19 protein-coding genes are annotated in these 19,054 nt (G+C 64.0%); 15 read left to right on the top strand and 4 right to left on the bottom strand.

The genetic code is table 11. The features are described 5' to 3' along the window. Position 1: 1 nt before the first annotated feature. From HMPREF2912_RS09665 to HMPREF2912_RS09690, 6 genes are all read left to right on the top strand, one after another. On the top strand, positions 2 to 1,594 hold the full coding sequence (locus HMPREF2912_RS09665; protein ID WP_070597133.1) for an aspartate:alanine exchanger family transporter: 1,593 nt from the start codon (positions 2 to 4) through the stop codon (positions 1,592 to 1,594). A gap of 69 nt (positions 1,595 to 1,663) precedes the next feature. Next, the gene (locus HMPREF2912_RS09670) at positions 1,664 to 2,233 is read left to right on the top strand and encodes a hypothetical protein (RefSeq protein ID WP_070521567.1); all 570 of its coding nucleotides are present in this window, start codon (positions 1,664 to 1,666) and stop codon (positions 2,231 to 2,233) included. Beyond that, entirely contained in the window at positions 2,233 to 2,925 is a 693-nt protein-coding gene (gene tsaB / locus HMPREF2912_RS09675; RefSeq protein WP_070521562.1) for a tRNA (adenosine(37)-N6)-threonylcarbamoyltransferase complex dimerization subunit type 1 TsaB, read from the top strand. The genes HMPREF2912_RS09670 and tsaB overlap by 1 nt, the downstream gene beginning before the upstream one ends. Next, entirely contained in the window at positions 2,922 to 3,458 is a 537-nt protein-coding gene (locus HMPREF2912_RS09680; protein ID WP_070521559.1) for a GNAT family N-acetyltransferase, read from the top strand. Before tsaB ends, HMPREF2912_RS09680 begins: the two co-directional genes overlap by 4 nt. Continuing rightward, complete coding sequence (gene tsaD, locus HMPREF2912_RS09685) at positions 3,452 to 4,504, top strand: tRNA (adenosine(37)-N6)-threonylcarbamoyltransferase complex transferase subunit TsaD (RefSeq protein WP_070563766.1); 1,053 nt, start codon at positions 3,452 to 3,454, stop codon at positions 4,502 to 4,504. Before HMPREF2912_RS09680 ends, tsaD begins: the two co-directional genes overlap by 7 nt. Positions 4,505 to 4,582: 78 nt before the next feature. Next, positions 4,583 to 5,011 carry a hypothetical protein gene (locus tag HMPREF2912_RS09690; protein WP_070563768.1) on the top strand — a complete coding sequence of 143 codons (429 nt, stop codon included), beginning with the start codon at positions 4,583 to 4,585 and terminating at the stop codon, positions 5,009 to 5,011. A gap of 34 nt (positions 5,012 to 5,045) precedes the next feature. Here HMPREF2912_RS09690 and HMPREF2912_RS09695 read toward each other — a convergent pair whose 3' ends face one another. Together HMPREF2912_RS09695 and HMPREF2912_RS09700 are read right to left on the bottom strand one after the other, a co-directional pair. After that, entirely contained in the window at positions 5,046 to 5,681 is a 636-nt protein-coding gene (locus HMPREF2912_RS09695) for a response regulator (protein ID WP_070563770.1), read from the bottom strand. Then, complete coding sequence (locus HMPREF2912_RS09700; RefSeq protein ID WP_070563773.1) at positions 5,678 to 6,808, bottom strand: sensor histidine kinase; 1,131 nt, start codon at positions 6,806 to 6,808, stop codon at positions 5,678 to 5,680. The genes HMPREF2912_RS09695 and HMPREF2912_RS09700 overlap by 4 nt, the downstream gene beginning before the upstream one ends. A 112-nt stretch (positions 6,809 to 6,920) precedes the next feature. Between HMPREF2912_RS09700 and HMPREF2912_RS09705 the strand changes: the two genes are divergently transcribed. The 5 genes from HMPREF2912_RS09705 (at position 6,921) to HMPREF2912_RS09725 (ending at position 13,308) form a co-directional block, all read left to right on the top strand. Further along, positions 6,921 to 7,526 (top strand): ABC transporter ATP-binding protein, encoded by a 606-nt coding sequence (locus HMPREF2912_RS09705; RefSeq protein WP_070563776.1) that lies wholly within the window; start codon positions 6,921 to 6,923, stop codon positions 7,524 to 7,526. Further along, positions 7,510 to 8,784, top strand: coding sequence for an FtsX-like permease family protein (locus tag HMPREF2912_RS09710; RefSeq protein WP_070597134.1), 1,275 nt, complete (start codon positions 7,510 to 7,512; stop codon positions 8,782 to 8,784). Before HMPREF2912_RS09705 ends, HMPREF2912_RS09710 begins: the two co-directional genes overlap by 17 nt. A 140-nt stretch (positions 8,785 to 8,924) precedes the next feature. Next, complete coding sequence (gene groES / locus HMPREF2912_RS09715) at positions 8,925 to 9,224, top strand: co-chaperone GroES (RefSeq protein WP_167595557.1); 300 nt, start codon at positions 8,925 to 8,927, stop codon at positions 9,222 to 9,224. 18 nt (positions 9,225 to 9,242) lie between these two features. Continuing rightward, a complete protein-coding gene (gene groL / locus HMPREF2912_RS09720) occupies positions 9,243 to 10,865 on the top strand; it encodes a chaperonin GroEL (protein ID WP_070597135.1) in 1,623 nt (540 codons plus the stop codon). A gap of 169 nt (positions 10,866 to 11,034) precedes the next feature. Then, positions 11,035 to 13,308: an excinuclease ABC subunit UvrA gene (locus HMPREF2912_RS09725; protein WP_070683955.1), complete on the top strand. Its 2,274-nt coding sequence runs from the start codon at positions 11,035 to 11,037 to the stop codon at positions 13,306 to 13,308. A gap of 222 nt (positions 13,309 to 13,530) precedes the next feature. Here HMPREF2912_RS09725 and HMPREF2912_RS09730 read toward each other — a convergent pair whose 3' ends face one another. Further along, on the bottom strand, positions 13,531 to 13,830 hold the full coding sequence (locus HMPREF2912_RS09730; protein ID WP_070521542.1) for a WhiB family transcriptional regulator: 300 nt from the start codon (positions 13,828 to 13,830) through the stop codon (positions 13,531 to 13,533). Positions 13,831 to 14,178: 348 nt separating this feature from the next. Between HMPREF2912_RS09730 and HMPREF2912_RS09735 the strand changes: the two genes are divergently transcribed. Further along, positions 14,179 to 14,796: a sigma-70 family RNA polymerase sigma factor gene (locus HMPREF2912_RS09735; RefSeq protein ID WP_070521539.1), complete on the top strand. Its 618-nt coding sequence runs from the start codon at positions 14,179 to 14,181 to the stop codon at positions 14,794 to 14,796. Between the two features lie 118 nt (positions 14,797 to 14,914). Continuing rightward, positions 14,915 to 15,754: a hypothetical protein gene (locus tag HMPREF2912_RS09740; RefSeq protein WP_070521536.1), complete on the top strand. Its 840-nt coding sequence runs from the start codon at positions 14,915 to 14,917 to the stop codon at positions 15,752 to 15,754. 85 nt (positions 15,755 to 15,839) lie between these two features. Here HMPREF2912_RS09740 and HMPREF2912_RS09745 read toward each other — a convergent pair whose 3' ends face one another. Continuing rightward, positions 15,840 to 16,214, bottom strand: coding sequence for a DUF5319 domain-containing protein (locus tag HMPREF2912_RS09745; RefSeq protein ID WP_070521533.1), 375 nt, complete (start codon positions 16,212 to 16,214; stop codon positions 15,840 to 15,842). Positions 16,215 to 16,363: 149 nt separating this feature from the next. Here HMPREF2912_RS09745 and guaB point away from each other — a divergent pair, with 149 nt between their 5' ends. Both guaB and HMPREF2912_RS09755 read left to right on the top strand, forming a co-directional pair. Beyond that, positions 16,364 to 17,878 (top strand): IMP dehydrogenase, encoded by a 1,515-nt coding sequence (gene guaB, locus HMPREF2912_RS09750; protein ID WP_070521530.1) that lies wholly within the window; start codon positions 16,364 to 16,366, stop codon positions 17,876 to 17,878. A 9-nt stretch (positions 17,879 to 17,887) separates the two neighbouring features. Beyond that, positions 17,888 to 19,048, top strand: coding sequence for a GuaB3 family IMP dehydrogenase-related protein (locus HMPREF2912_RS09755; protein ID WP_070683958.1), 1,161 nt, complete (start codon positions 17,888 to 17,890; stop codon positions 19,046 to 19,048). The last annotated feature ends 6 nt before the right edge of the window (positions 19,049 to 19,054 follow it).

Raw genomic sequence — 19,054 nt, forward strand, 5'->3', positions numbered from 1 at the left:
CGTGCTGGCTTTCCTTGCTGAACAGCCCCTGCTCACGCTTTTTCTCATCATGGCGGTGGGATTAGCCGTCGGCAAGATCAATGTCTTCGGCATCTCGCTCGGCGCCGCCGCTGCGATGTTCGTGGCCTTAGGCTTGTCCGCGGCCAACCCGGACATCGTGGTCCCGGCGTTCGTGTATCAATTTGGTTTGGCCATCTTCGTGTATGTCATCGGCCTGAACTTCGGCCGTAGCTTCTTCCAGGATTTCCGCCGGCGTGGATGGAAGATGTCCATGGTGGTCATCGTCTTCTTCTTCGTGTTGGCGGGGCTGACCACTCTGGCGATGCGCATGTTTGATCTCGACCCGGCGATCAGCGTCGGCACGCTCGCGGGCTCGCTAAGCTCGACGCCGGGTATGGCAGCGGTCGTCGAGGCCCTGGGCGGCGATAGCACCCCGGTGGTGGGCTATTCCCTGGCCTACCCGGGCTGCATCATCGGAACCATTCTGGTTGCCGCGATTGGCGCCAAGGTACTGCGCGTGAACCACATTGAGGACGCGCGCGCCGAGGGCATGATCGCAGAACCGCTCGAGTGGCGGGCAGTGCGCCTGACCCGTGACTTCGACGCAACGGTGGGGGACCTCCAAGAGGTGACCGGTGAGCGTGTCATCGCCACCCGCCATGTCAACAACCCGCACGAGCACGACCTGGCCTACCCGGAGCTCCCGCTGCGCGCCGGCATGGAATTCCTGCTCAACGGCACAGCGCCCGCGTTGGATAGCGCAATTTCCCAGTTGGGTGAGGAGATCCACATCAACCTTCATGAGGAGGACGGCCTGGTCTACCGGCGCCTGACCGTGTCCAGCCCACGTGTTGCGGGCTATCAGCTCAAGGACTTGGACACCGTGAAGGAAGGCTTCCTCATCGCGCGCGTGCGCCGCGGCGACTCCGACGTCGTGCCGAACGAGGAAACCGTCCTGCACTACTCGGACCGTGTGCGCGTCATCACCGCGCCGGGCAGGCTTGACGACGTCCGCCGTTTCCTCGGCGACTCCGAAGCCAAGCTCGGCAACGTCGATTTGTTGCCCTTTGCCCTAGGCCTCTTCATCGGTCTGCTCTTCGGCGCTATTCCGATTCCGCTTCCGGGCGGCACTACGTTGTCCTTCGGCTTTGGTGGCGGCCCCATCGTCGTCGGCCTCATCTTGGGCGCGCTGGGCCGCTCGGGCCCAATTAACTGGCAGCTTCCCTTCCACGCGAAGCAGACGATTTCCACGCTGGGCTTGACCTTGTTCTTGGCGGGCGTGGGTACGTCGGCAGGCGGCCAGTTCCGCGATGCCTTGTCGGATCCGACCTCCCTGAAGTACATGGGCGTGGGCATTATGCTGACGCTGGTTTCCGCCATCGGCATCGTTGCGGTGTCCATGCTGGCGCTGCGCCTCAAGTTTGATGAGTCGATGGGCATCGCCGCCGGCATGACCACGAACCCGGCGATCATGGCCTACCTCAACCCGCAAACCGGTACTCAGCTGGCAGAGCGCGGCTATGCCACCGTGTACCCCACGGCGATGATCGGAAAGATTCTCATGTGCCAGGTCTTGGCCTTGATTATTGTTTGATGGTTGTCGCGTAGGATATCCCCGTACTGTTTATTCCCGCTACCCCGCGTGAGGAGCTAAAACACCTTTATGAACAAGCTTGGTCAATTCATCACCACTGTCGTTATCGGCGGCTTCGCCGTATTCCTTGCCGCCCTCATCGTGCTGCCGATGGTCCGGCCAGCGCAGGCGGAGACGAAGGAGCCGTCGACAGTCGCCCAGTCCCTGAGCGCGTACCCGAAGAACCTGGACTTCGCCATGTTTATCCCGCAGGATGTGTACGGCCAGGAGTGGGGTGCGGTCGCCGCCGTCTGCCCGGGTGCCACCGAAGATCAGCTCAAGAAGGGCGGCGTGGAGACGAAGAACCTGAACATTGACTTCGCAGACGGGGCCGTGCCTGATGACGTGAACTACATCTTGCTGGCTTCGCAGACCGGTGAATTCAAGGCGGAGAAGCTCCCGCGCGCACAGGTGGACCTGTGTGATGGTCTGCTGCAGCAGCTGAAGTCGCCGGAAGCAGCCAAGCAGGACATCCCGCCGCTGCTGCCGTTCCAGCAGGGCCAGCCGCTGCAGTTTATTCGCGATACCCAGGATTACGTGGAGCAGATGGGTAAGAACAACCCCGACTACGTCGACACCGACTGGCACCTCGCAGGCTAATGAAGGTTCTTGCACTCGATACCGCCACCACGGACCTGGTGACGGGCATCGTTGATACCGACACCGGGGAGAGTATCGACCGCGTCATTAGCGGCACGCGCGCTCACAACGAGCAGCTCATCCCCGCTATCGAGGAGCTGCTTGCCGACGCCTCCCTGACCTACTCCGACCTCTCCGCCATCGTCGTCGGCACGGGGCCCGGACCGTTTACCGGCCTGCGCGTGGGCATGGCTACCGCTTCCGCTCTGGGGGTGGCTCTTCACCTGCCGGTGCATGGCGTGTGCACATTGGATGCCATCGCGCACGGGCGCACGGGGGAGTGGCTGGTGGCAATCGACGCCCGCCGCAAAGAGGTCTACTGGGCCACCTACGCCGACGGCAAGCGTCTCAGCGGCCCGAACGTGTCGAAGCCGGAGGCTCTGGAACTGGGCGCCGCTGGGCTCTCGAGCCCGGAGACCACGCGCCTAGTGTTCCCGGAGTCCATCGCCCCACGCTTGCCGGAAGAGATCGCCGGCCTTCCCCGCGAGTGGGCTACCCCGCGCGTGGCGGGACTGGTTGCCTGCGCTGATCTTTCTGCCGAGCCCGCGCCGCTCGTCCCGCTGTACCTGCGGCGTCCCGATGCCGTGGAGCCGAAGGCGAAGCCGCGCTCGGCCGCTTTGGTCGGCGGCATCGGGGAAACACCGGCATCATGAGGCTGCGTCCGCTCGTGCTTGAGGACGCACCCCGCTGCGCCGAACTAGAAAAAGTACTCTTCCCCGGTGAAACTCCCTGGCCGGCGCGTGCCTTCGAGCAGGAAATCGCGGCGGGGCACACAACCTACTGGGCGGTTGACGCAAGCGTCAACCGCGATGACCACAACGACAACCGCGATGACCACAACGACAACCGCGTGGGCCATAACGTCAACCGCGGCGAAGCTCTCGGCTACGCCGGCGTGGGGCGGATGGGGCCCGCGGCGTGGCCGGAATACGAAATCCGCACCATCGGCGTCGACCCTGCGGCCCAACGGCAGGGCATCGCGCGGCTGATGATGGACGCCATCGTCGAGCTCGCAGATTCCCATGACGCGCCCATCTTCCTTGAGGTTCGCGTGGGCAACGATCCGGCCATTCGCCTCTATGAGGCTTATGATTTTGTCATCAACGGCCTGCGCCGCAACTACTACCAGCCCTCCGGCGCGGACGCCCACACCATGTACCGACCACGAAAGAGTGAGAGATGTTAATCCTCGGCATCGAGTCCTCCTGCGACGAAACCGGCGTGGGAATCATCGAGCTGTCTGACAACGGCCACATGGAGATTCGCGCCGACGTCGTCGCCTCCTCCATGGAGCAGCACGCGCGCTTCGGCGGCGTGGTGCCGGAGATTGCCTCCCGCGCCCACCTCGAAGCCATGCCGCAGGTGATGAAGGCAGCGCTGGAGGAAGCGGGCGTCGAGAAGCCAGATGCGGTGGCCGCCACCGTGGGGCCGGGACTGGCCGGCGCGCTCCTCGTCGGGGCGTCGGCAGCCAAGGCCTTCGCCTCCGCGTGGGGCGTGCCCTTCTACGGCGTCAACCACCTCGGCGGGCACGTCGCGGTGGCCAACCTGGAGGGCGAGGAGCTGCCGCACTCGGTGGCGCTGCTCGTCTCCGGCGGCCACACCCAGCTGCTCGAGGTCGAGGCCGTGGGCAAGCCCATGAAGGAGTTGGGCACCACGCTTGACGACGCCGCCGGCGAAGCCTACGACAAAGTCTCCCGCCTGTTGGGTTTGGGGTATCCGGGAGGGCCGGTCATCGATAAGCTGGCCGCCCAAGGAGAGCCCACCATCGATTTGCCGCGTGGTTTGTCCAAGGCCGAGGACCTGCGCGGGCCCAACCGCCACAACTTCTCCTTCTCGGGGCTCAAGACGGCGGTGGCGCGCCACGTGGAAAAGGCCGAGCGCGAGGGCGCGACGGTCCAGGTTGAGGACCTGTGTGCCTCCTTCCAGGAGGCGGTGGCAGATGTGCTGACCGCCAAGGCCGTGCGAGCCTGCCAGGACACTGGCGCCAAGGTACTGCTGCTCGGCGGCGGCGTGGCGGCGAATTCGCGGCTGCGCGCGCTGGCAGCGAAGCGCTGCGAATCCGCGGGCATCGAGCTGCGTGTGCCGCGCTTCAAGCTGTGCACCGATAATGGCGTGATGATCGCGGCAGTGGCCGCCCAACTCATCCACGAAGGCGCCGAACCCTCCGGCCTGGCATGCGGGACCGATACACAGCTTGAGGTGGAAGTGCCGCTCGTGGCTGCTGCGCGCTAGCGGATGCGCAACCCCCGGGGTGCAGGTAGTGTGATGACCGATAATTGCCTCGCTCGCACATAAGGAGCTCACACCGCTATGACCACTGGATTCCTCGTTAACCCCGATCTGTCCCGCCGCACCATCGAGTTTGAGATCGAGCACGCAAATCAATTCCTCGGCGGCACCACCGAGGATCGCGTATCTGTGGCCTTTCAGGATGATGGCCAGACCTACGCGGCGCTGTTTAACCCGAACGCCAAGGCTGAAGGCGCCGACCCGAACCCGGTGGCGTCCCTGGCGCGCAATGCTGCTGCGACCGGCAATTCCGCCTTCTTGCAGGACCCAATCCGTTCCATCTGCGGTCCGGTGATCTTCGTTGCTGCCGACGGCGACGACAAGAACATCGACGAGGTCGCCGAGGCCGTGGAGCACGGCATCCGCGCGGTGAAGAACTACCGCGAGGACAACCCGGAGGAGTACCAGCTGTGGCGCGCGGCTGTGCTGAACTCCCACCGGCAGGTCTAATTCCAGCCCTTGTTTGTAGGGCCTCAGCGCTTTTCTAGCGCTCGGTGTGGCGCAGCCATGCCAATACGGCCTTCACCCGCCGGTTGGAGTCCTCGGGTCGAAACCCGAGCTTTATAAATACATTGGAGACATGCTTGCTTACTGCTCCGGAGGTAAGGACGAGCGTGTCTTCAATGTCTTTATTGCTCAATCCTTGGGCCATAAGCCCCAGTACCTCCCGCTCGCGAGCGGTGAGCCGGGCTAGCCCAGTGTGCCTTGCAGAAAGCAGCGCCGTGACCACCTCTGGGTCCACCACGGTGCCGCCGCGGGCGACATCGTCAAGCGTGCGCACGAATTCTTCAACATCAGAAACGCGCTCCTTGAGTAGGTACCCGAATCCGCCGTGCTCCAGGAGGCGGTCGAGATAGCTCGCCGCTACGTATTGGCTCAGCACCACCACGGGTTGGGTGGGGTCGGCTGCCCGTAGATCGTGCACGGCTTGAAGCCCGTCATCGGTCATCGTGGGCGGCATGCGCACATCGCTGATAATGAGGTCGAAGTCTTCCTGCCCTGCGATGGCGCGCAGCGCTTCGGCATCTGTGACCGTCGTGACGCTATGGCCGAGAGCACCGAGTAGTTGCTCCAGACCTGCGCGCAGGAGCGCGGAATCTTCTGCGAGTAGTAGCTTCATTCCGCCTCCTTCAGCGGTAGTTTGACCAGCAGCTGGCCGCCGCCTTTACCCGTAGCATTGGTGCTATCAGCACCAAAGGTTACTGTGCCGCCGAGTGCAGCAGCACGCTCGCGCAGCCCGGCGAGGCCCGTGCCCGAACCCACAGCTGCACTCTCACCGTCCGGCTCTTCGTCCGTGGGGCCCGTGCCATTATCTACGATTTTTAGGCGCAGCATATCTCTAAAAGCGACCGTTACCACGGCTTCGGTGGCTGCGCCGTGCTTAGAGGCATTTGTGAGCGCCTCGGCGACTGCATGGTAAGCCAGCAATGCTGTGGTCTCGTCAATCGAGCTCTCGGCGCCCTCTACGCGAAGTGTGGTCTCAAGCCCGGAATGGGCAAGTAACTCGTCGAGGGCGGGGATAAGCCCGTCGTCGAAAAGCACCTGCGGCGCAATGCCACGCACTGTCGCCCGCAATGAAGCCAGAGCCAAAGAGGCATTATGTTCTGCGTCAGTCAAGGCCTGTTGTGCCTGGGGCGGGGCTTGTAGTTTTGCCGCGGCCAAGTTGAGCTTGAGCGCGGTGAGGTACTGCTGCGGGCCATCGTGCAGTTCGCGTTCGATGCGGCGGCGCTCGCCGGAGAAGGCATCGATAAGCGTGGCACGCGAGGCCGCCATTTCCTCGGCCGAAGGACTCAATGCCAGTCGGGTCAGCGAGACCGACACTAAGACCAAGAGGCGGTTGAGACCTACCAGTAACACCACAAGCAACAGGGCAGCCAGCCAGCAGGTTAAGAAAATGAGCGGTCGGTTGGAGGTGGACCACTCGCCAACGGAGAACTCGGCCTTAGGTACGAATGGCGTTATCGCTAGCACACCCGCTGTGAAACCCAGGGCCGTCCACGCGGTAAAGCATGCAGCCGAAATCAATAACTGCAACACGAGGTGATAGAACTGCTGCCAATCAAACCATCGATCTGCGCGCCGGGGTGGAATTTCCACGCCCATCCACTGCGCGCCCAACCGGCCGACAAGTTCCGCGGCGCGACCCACCAACGGGATCCACGGCAGCATCAGCACCGAAATCACCAAGGTTGGGATACACAGCATGCCGAGGAGGAGGCTCCACGCACAAGCTTTGAAGGTTCGCATAGTCTTCGACCCTATCCGCCATGCCGGTGGAAGGGCAGTGGAGCTAGCTCCACCATTTTCCGGGCAGCCCGCCCCATGTCATTGTCGTGCGTGGCCGAGTGGAATCAAAGGCATGTTAAAAGCAGAAAACCTTAGTAAGCGCTACGGCCGCCGCACCGTGCTCAATCGCGTCAATGTGTCTATCGCCCCAGGCGAATTCGTTGCCATCATGGGGCCATCGGGAAGCGGCAAAACCACGCTCCTGAACCTGTTATCCGGGCTCGATAAGCCCACTTCCGGCCGAGTCAACGCGCCGGGGCGCAAGCAGCGTGCATTTGTTTTCCAAGGCTACAACCTGCTGGAATCCCTCAACGCGCGACGCAATGCTACCTTGACGGCGCGTTTTTCCGGACGGCGCCCTGCACGCGGCCGGGTGGAAGAGGTCTTCGACTCGCTCGGTCTCGCTGGATTGGAGAGCCGCCTGCCCGCGCAGCTGTCTGGTGGGCAGCAGCAACGCGTGGCTGTCGCCCGGGCATTGCTGGCCCAAGCGCCCTATATCTTCGCTGACGAGCCCACGGGCGCGCTTGACGACGCCACCGCTTCCACCGTCCTTTCCCACCTTCGCGCCGTTGCCCGCGATGGAGCCAGCGTGATCATGGTGACTCACTCGCACCTTGCCGCCGAGGCGGCCGACCGGGTCATTTCCTTGGAGGAGGTGGCCCATGCTGGTGTGGCTTAAGGACTTACAGTCCAATTGGCTATCGTGGCTGGCCGTAGCGCTGACCCTGGTGGTGTCTTCCACCTCGTGCACCCTAGCGCTAGCCATGCTGGTCGCTTCCCCCGGAGCCGAAGAAAACCCCGCCGGCCAACTGGGCGGCACGGTGCTGGGTATGTCACTGTGCGTGGTGGTGCTAGTGACGCTGTCACAGATGCGCCTTATTATCGCCGAGCGCGAACCGGTCTACCGTTCCTGGCGCATGGTGGGCATGCCTGGGTGGGTGATCCTGTTTTTCATTCTGGGCCAAGTCGCGGTGGTCAGCGCGGGCGCCGGGCTGCTCGGCGTGCTGCCGGCCCTCCCTCTGCTTGCCCCGTGCGTGCGCGCCCTGCGCAGCGACGGCATCCCCTTGCCAGACATTGCTATTACTGGCCAGGTCGTAGTCATTGCAGTAGTTGTTTGTATGTCCGCGGCCCTGGTTGGCGCGCTTCCTCCACTGCGCCGCGTGTTCCGGCCGCGGGCCGCCACGCACCCAGCATGGCTCATGGTGAAATTCCTGCTCGCGTCCGTTGCTGTCGGCAGTACGGTCTATGGATGCCTACACATCGATGATCCCGGCGACCTCCTCTCGGCCGAGATGGGCTTAGTCATCCTCGTTGCACTCTTCTTGCCCTGGCTCATGCCCGGCATCGATCAATGGACCCGCGCTGTCGGCATCGCCGGGAACAACGTACGCGTGCGCCGGAGCTTTTCCACCCCGCACATCGTGCCGTGGGTGCTCGTCGCAGGTCTTATCGTCGCCGTCGGTTCGGGCCTGCGCTTCGGGAACGACGTCGGCACCGGCGGCTCCCTGTCCTCCTGGCAAGTCTTTGTTGCCCTTTTAGGTCCTGTCTTTGCACCCAGCATCGTGGGCGCCGTGCTTACCTCGCTGCTTATGCACGGGCGCATCGCGGCCGATATTCGTGGCCTCACCTTGGCGGGCGCCGCCCCCTCAGCCTGGGCGCGCGTGCAAGTGGGGGAGGCGGCGTGCCTCACCCTGACTGCGGCCGGCGTGGTCTGGGCGCTGTGTTTGGCGACGCTCCTGCCCCTCCAGCACCTGCTCACCCCACAGGCTTCCTTCGGTCGAACGCTGGTAGAGGAGTTGTGGTGGCCGTCCTTCGCCGTAATATTCGGCGCAATGTTTATTGCCCTGGGCGTCGTCAAGCTGGCGTTGGCCGGCTTTGTACACACCCGAGCCGCGTCGTTCGCGGAGGGCGAACGGGTTAGCGGCCCACAACGTTGAGGGCTAGCAGTCGCGCGGGTAGAGTGCTAGGCAGGTTGTTTTGACCCACAGTTGTTCACCCGCGACGACGGCTGTGCTGGACACCCACAACCGGCACGCGCGCGTCCACGTGGACGCGCACTAGGAACACTTTGGAGGAAATCATCATGGCAAACATTAAGCCGCTGGAGGACAAGGTCCTTGTTCAGATCGTTGAAGCTGAGACCACCACTGCATCCGGCCTGGTTATCCCGGACTCCGCGAAGGAGAAGCCGCAGGAGGCCACCGTCGTCGCTGTCGGCCCGGGCCGCACCAACGATAAGGGCGAGGTTGTCCCGGTTGGCGTCAACGAGGGCGACACCGTCATCTTCTCCAAGTACGGCGGCACCGAGCTGAAGTACGACGGCCAGGAGTACCTCCTGCTGTCCGCTCGTGACCTGCTCGCTGTCATCGAGAAGTAAAAGTAGGCGATTAACCCTATGCCAAAACTGATTGCATTTGACCAGGAGGCCCGCGAGGGCATCCAGCGCGGCGTAGACACGCTTGCCGACGCCGTCAAGGTCACCCTCGGCCCGCGCGGCCGCAACGTCGTGCTGTCCAAGGCTTTCGGTGGCCCGACCGTCACCAACGACGGCGTCACCATCGCCCGCGACATTGACCTCGACGATCCTTTTGAGAACCTCGGCGCCCAGCTGGTGAAGTCCGTGGCCGTCAAGACCAACGACATCGCCGGTGACGGTACGACTACCGCCACCTTGCTGGCCCAGGCTCTCGTCTTCGAAGGCCTGCGCAACGTGGCAGCCGGCGCTAACCCCATCGAGCTGAACAAGGGCATCGAAGCGGCGGCTGAGAAGGTCGTCGAGGAGCTCAAGAAGCGCGCTACCCCGGTGAACTCCTCCGCGGAGGTCTCCCAGGTTGCCACCGTTTCCTCCCGCGATGCGGAGGTCGGCGAGATGGTTGCTGGCGCCATGGACAAGGTGGGCAAGGACGGCGTCGTGACCGTCGAGGAGTCCCAGACCATCGAGTCCACCGTGGACGTCACCGAGGGCATTTCCTTCGACAAGGGCTACCTCTCCCCGTACTTCGCGACGGAAGAGGAGACCTACAACGCCGTGCTTGACGACGCCGCAATTCTCCTCGTCCGCAACAAGATCTCCTCCCTGCCGGACTTCCTGCCGCTGCTGGAGAAGATCGCGGAGTCCTCGCGCCCGACCCTCATCATCGCTGAAGACATCGAGGGCGAGCCGCTGCAGGCGCTCGTGGTGAACTCCATCCGCAAGGTCCTCAAGGTCGCCGCCGTGAAGTCCCCGTACTTCGGCGAGCGCCGCAAGGGCTTCATGGATGACTTGGCTGTTGTAACCGGCGCTACCGTCGTCGACCCTGAGGTTGGCATCAACCTCAAGGAGGTCGGCCCGGAGGTGCTGGGTTCTGCCCGCCGCGTCACCGTGTCCAAGGAGGACACCGTGATTGTGGATGGTGCAGGTACCGCTGAGGCTGTCGAGGAGCGCCGCGAGCAGCTGCGCCGCGAGATCGAGCGCACCGATTCCACCTGGGATAAGGAGAAGCTCGAGGAGCGTCTGGCCAAGCTGTCCGGTGGCGTTGCCGTCATCCGCGTTGGCGCCGCTACCGAGACCGAGGTCAACGAGCGCAAGCTGCGCGTCGAGGACGCCATCAACGCCGCCCGCGCGGCCGTTGAAGAGGGCGTCATTGCTGGCGGCGGCTCTGCGCTGGTCCAGATCTCCCAGGAGCTCGAGGCTTTCGCCGAGGGCTTCGAGGGCGAGGCCAAGATCGGTGTGCTGGCCGTGGCCCGCGCGCTGACCCGCCCGGCCTACTGGATCGCCGAAAACGCAGGCCTGGACGGATCCGTCGTGGTCGCCCACGTTGCCGAGAAGGCCAACGGCGAGGGCTTCAACGCTGCCACCCTGGAGTACGGCAACCTGCTCGAGCAGGGCATCATCGACCCGGTGAAGGTCACCCACTCCGCCGTGGTTAACGCCGCCTCCGTGGCCCGCATGGTGCTCACCACCGAGGCTTCCGTTGTGGAGAAGCCCGCCGAGGAAGAGCCGGCACAGGCTGCGCACGCGCACTCGCACGCGCACTAAACCGTGCGTGCGGGAAACATTCGTTTCCCGCACAACCACAAGGGTTCCCGCGTAGCCACAAGGGTTCCCACATTGCCGTAAGGAAGGCCCGCTAACCCGCATTTTTGCGGGGCGGCGGGCCTTCGCCGTGGGGGCGGGAATCTCCGCCCCGGTACTAGACTGCTGAGCCGTGGAACAAGAATTCATCACCGTCACCGGCGCCCGCGAAAACAACCTCAAGAACGTGGACGTGCGCATCCCTAAGCGCAAGCTCACCGTCTTCACCGGCGTGTCTGGTTCCGGCAAGACCTCGCTGGTCTTCGATACCGTTGCGGCTGAACCGCAGCGTCTCATCAACGAGACCTATCCCGGCTTCGTGCAGGGCTTCATGCAGGCCCCACCCCGCCCCGACGTGGACCGCTTGGAAGGGCTCACCGCAGCCATCGTCGTGGGCCAGGAGCCCATGGCGGCTTCCGCGCGCTCGACGTTCGGTACCGCCACCGACATCACCGGGCACCTTCGCGTGCTCTTCTCACGCCTAGCCGAGCCCCGCGCCGGCGGCCCCGCGGCCTATTCCTTCAACGTGCCCTCCGCCTCCGGGCAGGGCGCCATCGAGGTCAACGGTGTGAAGGAAGTCCGCCGCTTCGAGCGCACCGGCGGCATGTGCCCGAGGTGTGAGGGAAGGGGGGAAGTGGGGGACGTCGACAAGCGCCAGCTCGTTGATGAGACTCTGGCGTTGAACGACGGCGCCATCATGTACCCCGGCATGAAGGTGGGCTCGTGGATGTGGCGCGCCTACGCCGAGTCCGGGCTGTACCCGGCGGATGTACCTGTCAAGGACTTTAGTGCGGAACAGAAGCGCGACCTGTACGAAACCGAGACCAAAGTCAAGGTCGGTGGCGTCAACATGAGCTACATGGGGCTGGTCACGCGCCTGAAAACCAACGTGCTGAGCAAGCCCGTGGAGTCCCTGCAAAAGCACATGCGGGCCTTTGTCGAGCGCGCGGTGGTTTTCGTCGACTGCCCGGAGTGCCACGGCACGCGCTTGGCGCAGCACGCGCGCGAGTCCTACCTCAACGGCGTCTCCATCGCGGATGTCTGCGCCATGGAGCTTGCCGACGCCTCCGCATGGCTCCGCACCATCAACTCACCGCTTGCCGTGGCCCCGCTGCGTGGGTTGGAGGCCGCCCTGGATTTGGGGCTGGGCTACCTGACGCTGGCGCGCCCGACGGGAACGCTGAGCGGTGGCGAAGCGCAGCGCACGCGCATGGTGCGGCACATCGGGTCGGCGCTCACGGACGTCACCTATGTCTTTGATGAGCCGACCGCTGGCCTACACCCGCATGACGTCACGCGGATGAACGAGCTGCTCCTGCAGCTGCGCGATAAGGGAAACACCGTGCTCGTGGTGGAGCACAACCCGGAGACGATGGCGATTGCGGATTGCGTCGTCGAGCTTGGCCCCGGCGCCGGTGTGGAAGGTGGCGAGATCCTTTCTGTCGGTGCTGCACCGTCCGTCAGCGGGAAGGTGGCGTTGAAGGAGGAGGTACGCGAGCCCACCGGAGCGCTGGAAATCCGTGGGGCGTCCCATAACAATCTCAAGGGCGTCGACGTGGATATTCCATTGGGCGTGCTCACGGTCATTTCGGGCGTTGCGGGATCCGGAAAGTCATCGCTGAGGGAATGCCTGCCGGACGACGACCGCATCCTCGTTGTCGACCAGTCTTCGTTGTCTGGCTCGCGGCGCTCGAACCCGGCCACCTACACAGGTGCGATGGACGCGCTGCGCAAGGCCTTCGCCAAGGCCAACGATGGGGCCACGCCGGGAATGTTCTCTTTCAACTCGGAGGGCGCGTGCCCGGCCTGTTCCGGCGCTGGCGTGGTGACCGTGGAGTTCGGTGTGATGGACAGCGCGGATGTGCCCTGCGAGGTGTGCGAGGGCCGCCGCTTTGCTGCCGACGTTTTGGGCTACGAGCTGGCGGGCAAGAACATCGCGGAGGTACTCGCGCTTCCCACGGTTGAGGCCGTGGAGTTTTGCCGCGAGGCCAAAGTTACTGCTGCGAAGCGCGTGTGCGAGCAGCTCGTTGCCGTGGGGCTGGGCTACCTGACGCTGGGGCAGCCGCTCTCGACGCTCTCTGGCGGCGAGCGCCAGCGGCTGAAGCTGGCGGTGCGGCTGTGTGACCGGAAGGCGACTGCGGATATCATCGTGCTCGATGAGCCGACGGTGGGCCTGCATCAGAAAGATATCGACACCTTGCTGCGCCTCTTTGACACGCTTGTCGACGACCATCTCACCCTCATCTGCGTCGAACACCACCGCGCCGTCCTGGCGCACGCCGACCACATCATTGATCTCGGTCCCGGCGCGGGCTCAGCCGGCGGCGAGGTTGTGGCGGCCTGCTCGCCGCGCGAGTTCCTCGACAAGGACACGCTGACCGCCCGCTACCTAGCGCAGGCGCTGTAAAAACTGGCGTCTTTCACCCGCTGCCCCTTGCCCGTGCTGGCTGTTGGATATCAGTGCAGGTGGGGGAGGGGCGTGATGCTACTTAAAGAAACTTCGCAAAAGGCCCGCTGCGCGACGGCCCACGGCGGGCTCATCCAGTGGGGAGAGCAGCCTTGTCGCGTCCAGCCAATAGAGGTGGTGGTTTGCCGTCCGACCCCAAGGCTGGGAGCTGGCAGAAGCGGACTAGGCGCCGACGGCCGCGTGGGTGCGACGAGAACGCAGGGCGACGACGCGCTCCGACTCGCTCATGCCGCCCCACACGCCGTAGGGCTCGCCGGAGGCGAGAGCGTGTTCGCGGCACATCTCGATGACCGGGCAGGTGCTGCAAATAGCCTTGGCGCGGTTCTCGCGCTGGGCGCGGGCGCGTCCGCGCTCGCCGTCCGGGTGATAGAACACGTCAGAGTTTTCTCCACGGCATGCGCCATGAAGCTGCCAATCCCAAAAGTCCGTATTCGGCCCGGGGAGCAGGAAGGACTGAGACACGTTCGATTCTCCTTTGCCAAAGATAGAGTGCCCAGGCGCGGGGCGCGTTGCGGGCACGCCCCCGTGAACGCCGAGGCGAAGTGAGACGAGATTGAAGTGTGTCCCCCTTGGGTAAACAGCGCGTTACGCAATGCTGACATGCAGGTATAACTGGCTGAAACTCCTCAACTGGAGCCCCTGTGACCTGCGCTTAAGGCTAAGATGAACGGTGTATGAACTTTTTCTAGTGGGGTCAAAGCTGGGGATGAGACCCGTCGTTTTGGGGTTTCGCCAAAAGGTTATGCCATGATGTTCATACAGAATATGAAGTAATGCATTAAGCAGAAGAGCAAAAGCAGAACGGCAAGGATGGCAGTGGCTACTCAGGCTACAGACGCGAGCGGCTCCTCAACGGCGGCGAAGCGCGACAGCGATAAGGAATTAGCGGACCTCGTTCCGCTGGCCGTCGACGGTAGCCGCCGCGCCCTCCAGCGCATCATGCGGATCATTCACCCGCAGGTCCTGCGCTATTGTCGCGCGCGCATCGGCGGCCACCGCCAGCCCACGGCGGAGGACGTGGCGCAGGAGATCTGTTTGGCGGTGGCGACGTCTATTGGCACGTACAAAGATAAGGGCCGCCCGTTTATGGCCTACGTCTATGGCATTGCTGCTCACAAGGTGACCGATGCCCACCGCGCCCTGAGCCGCGACCACACTCACCCCACGGAAGACCTTCCGGAGGATGCTGCTCAGGACGCTACCCCCGAAGAATCCGCCCTTGCCGTGGACGGTAGTAACAGAGTGCGGGCCATGCTCGATACGTTAAGTGACAAGGCCCGGGACATTATCATCTTGCGTGTGTTCGTGGGGCTGTCGGCAGAGGAGACCGCGGAAATTGTGGAGTCCACCCCTGGCGCAGTCCGCGTGGCGCAGCATCGTGCACTCGCGCAATTGCGCAAATCCCTCGATTCGCACGAGACGCAGTGAACCAACAATGTGAACCAGCAGAGTGAACCAGTAATTGGGCTAGCCCAGAGCTAGCAGTGAGCCATCGGCACTTGGCACCGACAAACTAATAATTCTCTAATAAGGAAGGGAGGTCATCATGGCAAAGAAGGACGAGCCTCAGCAGGGTGTCGCTGAGCAGCTGCAGCCCTTGGTTGATGATGATGCATTCCTCACTACTCTCTCCGAAGGAACAGATCCCTCCGATGGCGGTGATGAACTGGCGGGGCTTCTGCTGGAGCTGCGCGGGGACGTCGAAAAGCAGATGCCTCCGGCCCCTCTCATTGAGGGCGCGGAGGAAGAGCCGGAGATCATTTCCCTCGGCGCGGCACGCCGCCGTCGAAGCAAGCCTTTCATGCACGGACTCATCGGGGCGGCCGCAGCTACGCTGCTCATCGCAGGTACCGGCGCTGTGGTCGTCAACGCCGGCCCGGGATCTCCGCTTTACGGAGTGAACCAGTCGCTCTTCGGCGCGGACGAGCACGATGTGTCCGTAGTGGAGCTTGCCGGAACGCTCGATGAGATGGAGAAGCGTTCCGCCCAAGGCGACATGGATGGCACCCGCCAGTTGCTTGAAGAAGCCCGGAAGATGGTGGACCAGGCTAAGCGGGAACGTGAGGCAGAGGCCCCTCGTACCACGAAGCAGCAGCCCAGCGCCACGGTGACGCAGACGCAGACCGTGGAGAAGCCTGCCCCAGTGGAGGAGCAGCAGCCGCCGGAGCCGGAAACCGTAACGCAGACAGAGACTGCGGTTTCCACCGTCGTGGTGACCCGCACGGTTTCGGCGGGCAACCCGCTGAGCCCACCGGAGCAGAACCAGCCGGAGCCAGGCCAGCAGGGCGGCGATCAGGCAACACCTCCGCAAGGCGACAACTCCGACGGAGCTTCGGATGGCGCCACGGATAATGGCCAGCTCCCGCCGGCGCAATTCCAGCAATAAAACCACAAAGAACCTCTTCCCCCGCAACAGGAGGGAAGAGGTTCTTTCCGTTTAACGCGCGGTAGTTCTACCGCGCTGACCGCAGCTAGTAGCGCGAATCCATGCCGTCGAGATAACCCACCGCATAATCCCAAGGGACGTAGCGCATCGGGTCCGGCTCCGCGCCCGGCTCGTGCACGGGGGCTAGCTGGCCTGCCAGCGTGGCCTGCATGTTGGAGGCCATGATGTCCCACTCGTAAAAGTGGTTCTCCTCGCAGTCCTCGCAGAAAAAGAAGATGCCATCGATGCCGCGCGGGCTTAGCACGCGCGCAAACTCTTGGACCATGGCCAGATCGTGGATGACGGCGAGACGGTCCTCCTCGGACAGCGGCTCGACGTGATCATCCTCCTCGAGGAAGGAAGCTGGGTCGTTGGGGTCGTCCGCGAAAGGATCGCGGGGCATGTTGGCGAAAAAGTTCACGCCTGCGAGCCTATTGACTCCGTGCGCGCATGGCAATTCCCTATAGATACCTATTCCTCTACCCACGGCTACCACTACGGGGCGTCCACGCACTACAGTGAGGGCTACCGCATAAAACTATCTGGTCAGTTTAGGAGAGCCCCACCCTCATGAGCCACGTCCACACCGGCGGAGACAACCCCGACAAGATTGCACTCTACGGCCTTACCTTTGATGATGTCCTGCTGCTTCCGGCAGAATCCAACGTCGTTCCCTCCGAGGTGGATACCTCGGCGCAGTTTACGCGCAACATTCGCCTCGGCGTGCCCCTGGCTTCCGCCGCGATGGACACGGTGACCGAGGCCCGCATGGCCATCGGCATGGCGCGCCAGGGCGGCATCGGTGTCCTGCACCGCAACCTGTCAGTTGAGGATCAGGCCCAGCAGGTAGAGATTGTCAAGCGCTCCGAGTCCGGCATGGTGACCGACCCGGTCACGGCTTCCCCGGAGATGACCATCGATGAAGTCGATACGCTGTGCGCGCGGTTCCGGATTTCGGGCCTGCCGGTCGTCGATAAGCAGGGCACCCTCGTGGGTATCTGCACCAACCGTGACATGCGCTTCGAGCCGGATTTCTCCCGCAAGGTCTCCGAGATTATGACGCCGATGCCGCTCGTCGTGGCCAAGGAGGGCGTCAGCAAGGAGGAGGCGCTGGAGCTGCTGTCCGCCAACAAGGTGGAGAAGCTGCCCATCGTCAACGATGAGAACAAGCTCGTCGGCCTCATCACCGTCAAGGACTTTGTCAAGACTGAGCAGTTCCCCAACGCCTCCAAGGATGCTTCCGGGCGCCTGCTCGTGGCGGCGGGCATCGGTACCGGTGAGGAGTCCTACCAGCGCGCAGGCCAGCTTGTCGACGCCGGCGTGGACGTCCTCGTCGTCGACTCCGCCCACGCCCACAACAACCGCGTGCTGGAGATGGTCTCCCGCGTGCAGAAGGACTTCGGCGACCGCGTTGACGTCGTCGGCGGCAACCTGGCCACTCGTGCTGCGGCGCGCGACATGATTGAGGCTGGTGCCGACGCCATCAAGGTTGGCATTGGCCCGGGCTCCATCTGCACCACGCGTGTGGTGGCGGGCGTGGGTGCCCCGCAGATCACCGCCATCATGGAGGCCGCTGCGGTGGCCGGCCCGGCGGGCGTTCCGGTTATCGGTGACGGCGGTATGCAGTACTCCGGTGACATTGCCAAGGCGCTGGCTGCCGGCGCCGATACCGTCATGCTGGGCTCGATGCTGGCCGGCACCACGGAGGCGCCGGGCGATATCGTCGTGGTCCAGGGCAAGCAGTACAAGCGCTACCGCGGCATGGGCTCCATGGGCGCCATGCAGGGCCGCGGTCTGACGGGGGAGAAGCGCTCCTATTCCAAGGACCGCTACTTCCAGGCTGACGTCAAGAGCGAGGACAAGCTGGTGCCGGAAGGCGTGGAGGGCCGCGTGCCATTCCGCGGTGACATCGATGCCATCGTGCACCAGATTGTCGGCGGCCTGCGCGCCTCCATGGGCTACACCGGCTCCGCCACCCTGGCCGAGCTCAAGACCAAGCAGTTTGTCCAGATCACCGCCGCGGGCCTCAAGGAGTCTCACCCGCACCACCTTCAGCAGATCGTCGAAGCTCCGAACTACCGCTAAGGACTAATCATGCGCGATTACGTAGAAATCGGCGTGGGCCGTGAGGCTCGCCGCACCTATGACCTGAACCAGATCTCCCTGGTGCCGACTCGCCGCACCCGTTCCTCCAAGGACGTGGACACCTCATGGCACATCGATGCGTACACCTTCGAGGTCCCGTTTGTCTCGGCGCCGACCGATGCGCTGGCCACCCCCGAGTTTGTTATCGAGATGGGCAAGCAGGGCGGCCTGGGCGTTATCAACGCGGAAGGCCTGTGGGGCCGCCACGAGGATCTGGAGGGCGCGATTGCCCGCGTGACGGAGAACTACGGTGACCTGTCGACGCTGCAGGAGCTGCACGCAGCGCCCTTGAACGAAGAGCTGCTGGCCGAGCGCATCGCGCAGGTGCGCGATTCCGGCGTGACCGTGGCCGTGCGTGTCTCCCCGCAGCACGCCCGCGAGCTGGCACCCGTGGTTATTAAGGCCGGCGCAGAGTTGCTGTTCATCCACGGCACTTTGATCTCCGCTGAGCACGTGCAGACCGGTGGCGAGCCGCTCAACTTGAAGGAGTTCATCGGTTCGCTGGATACCCCGGTGATTGCCGGCGGCGTGGCGGATTACACCACGGCCCTGCACCTCATGCGCGCGGGCGCGGCTGGCATCATCGTCGGCTCCGGTGTGAACACCAACCCGGAGACCGTCGGCATTGATATCCCCATGGCGACGACCATCGCGGATGTTGCGGCCGCACGCCGCGATTACCTGGATGAGACTGGGGGCCGCTACGTGCACGTGCTTGCCGACGGCGACATCTTCACCTCTGCAGACATCGCCAAGGCCATTGCTTGTGGTGCCGATGGTGTCGTTCTGGGTCCGGTCCTGGCCCGCGCGGCGGAGGCCGGCGGCAAGGGCTGGTACTGGCCGTCCACGGCCGGCCACCCGCGTTTCCCGCGCGGCATCATCGAGCCGGTTGGCGTGGCTGGCGCCCTCCTCGGTACCGACGCTTCCGGCGCTGACGCTTCTGGCACCGCCGAGGACGCTTCAGCGACCTCCCTTGAAGTCGTGCTCCACGGCCCGTCCAACGAGCCGCTGGGTGAGTTGAACTTGGTCGGTGGGCTCAAGCGCGCTATGGCCAAGTGCGGCTACACGGACCTGAAGTCCTTCCAGAAGGTGGGCTTGGCCGTTCGCTAGCCCGCC

The organism is Corynebacterium sp. HMSC056E09, assembly GCF_001813425.1.
Taxonomy (GTDB): Bacteria; Actinomycetota; Actinomycetes; order Mycobacteriales; family Mycobacteriaceae; genus Corynebacterium; species Corynebacterium hesseae.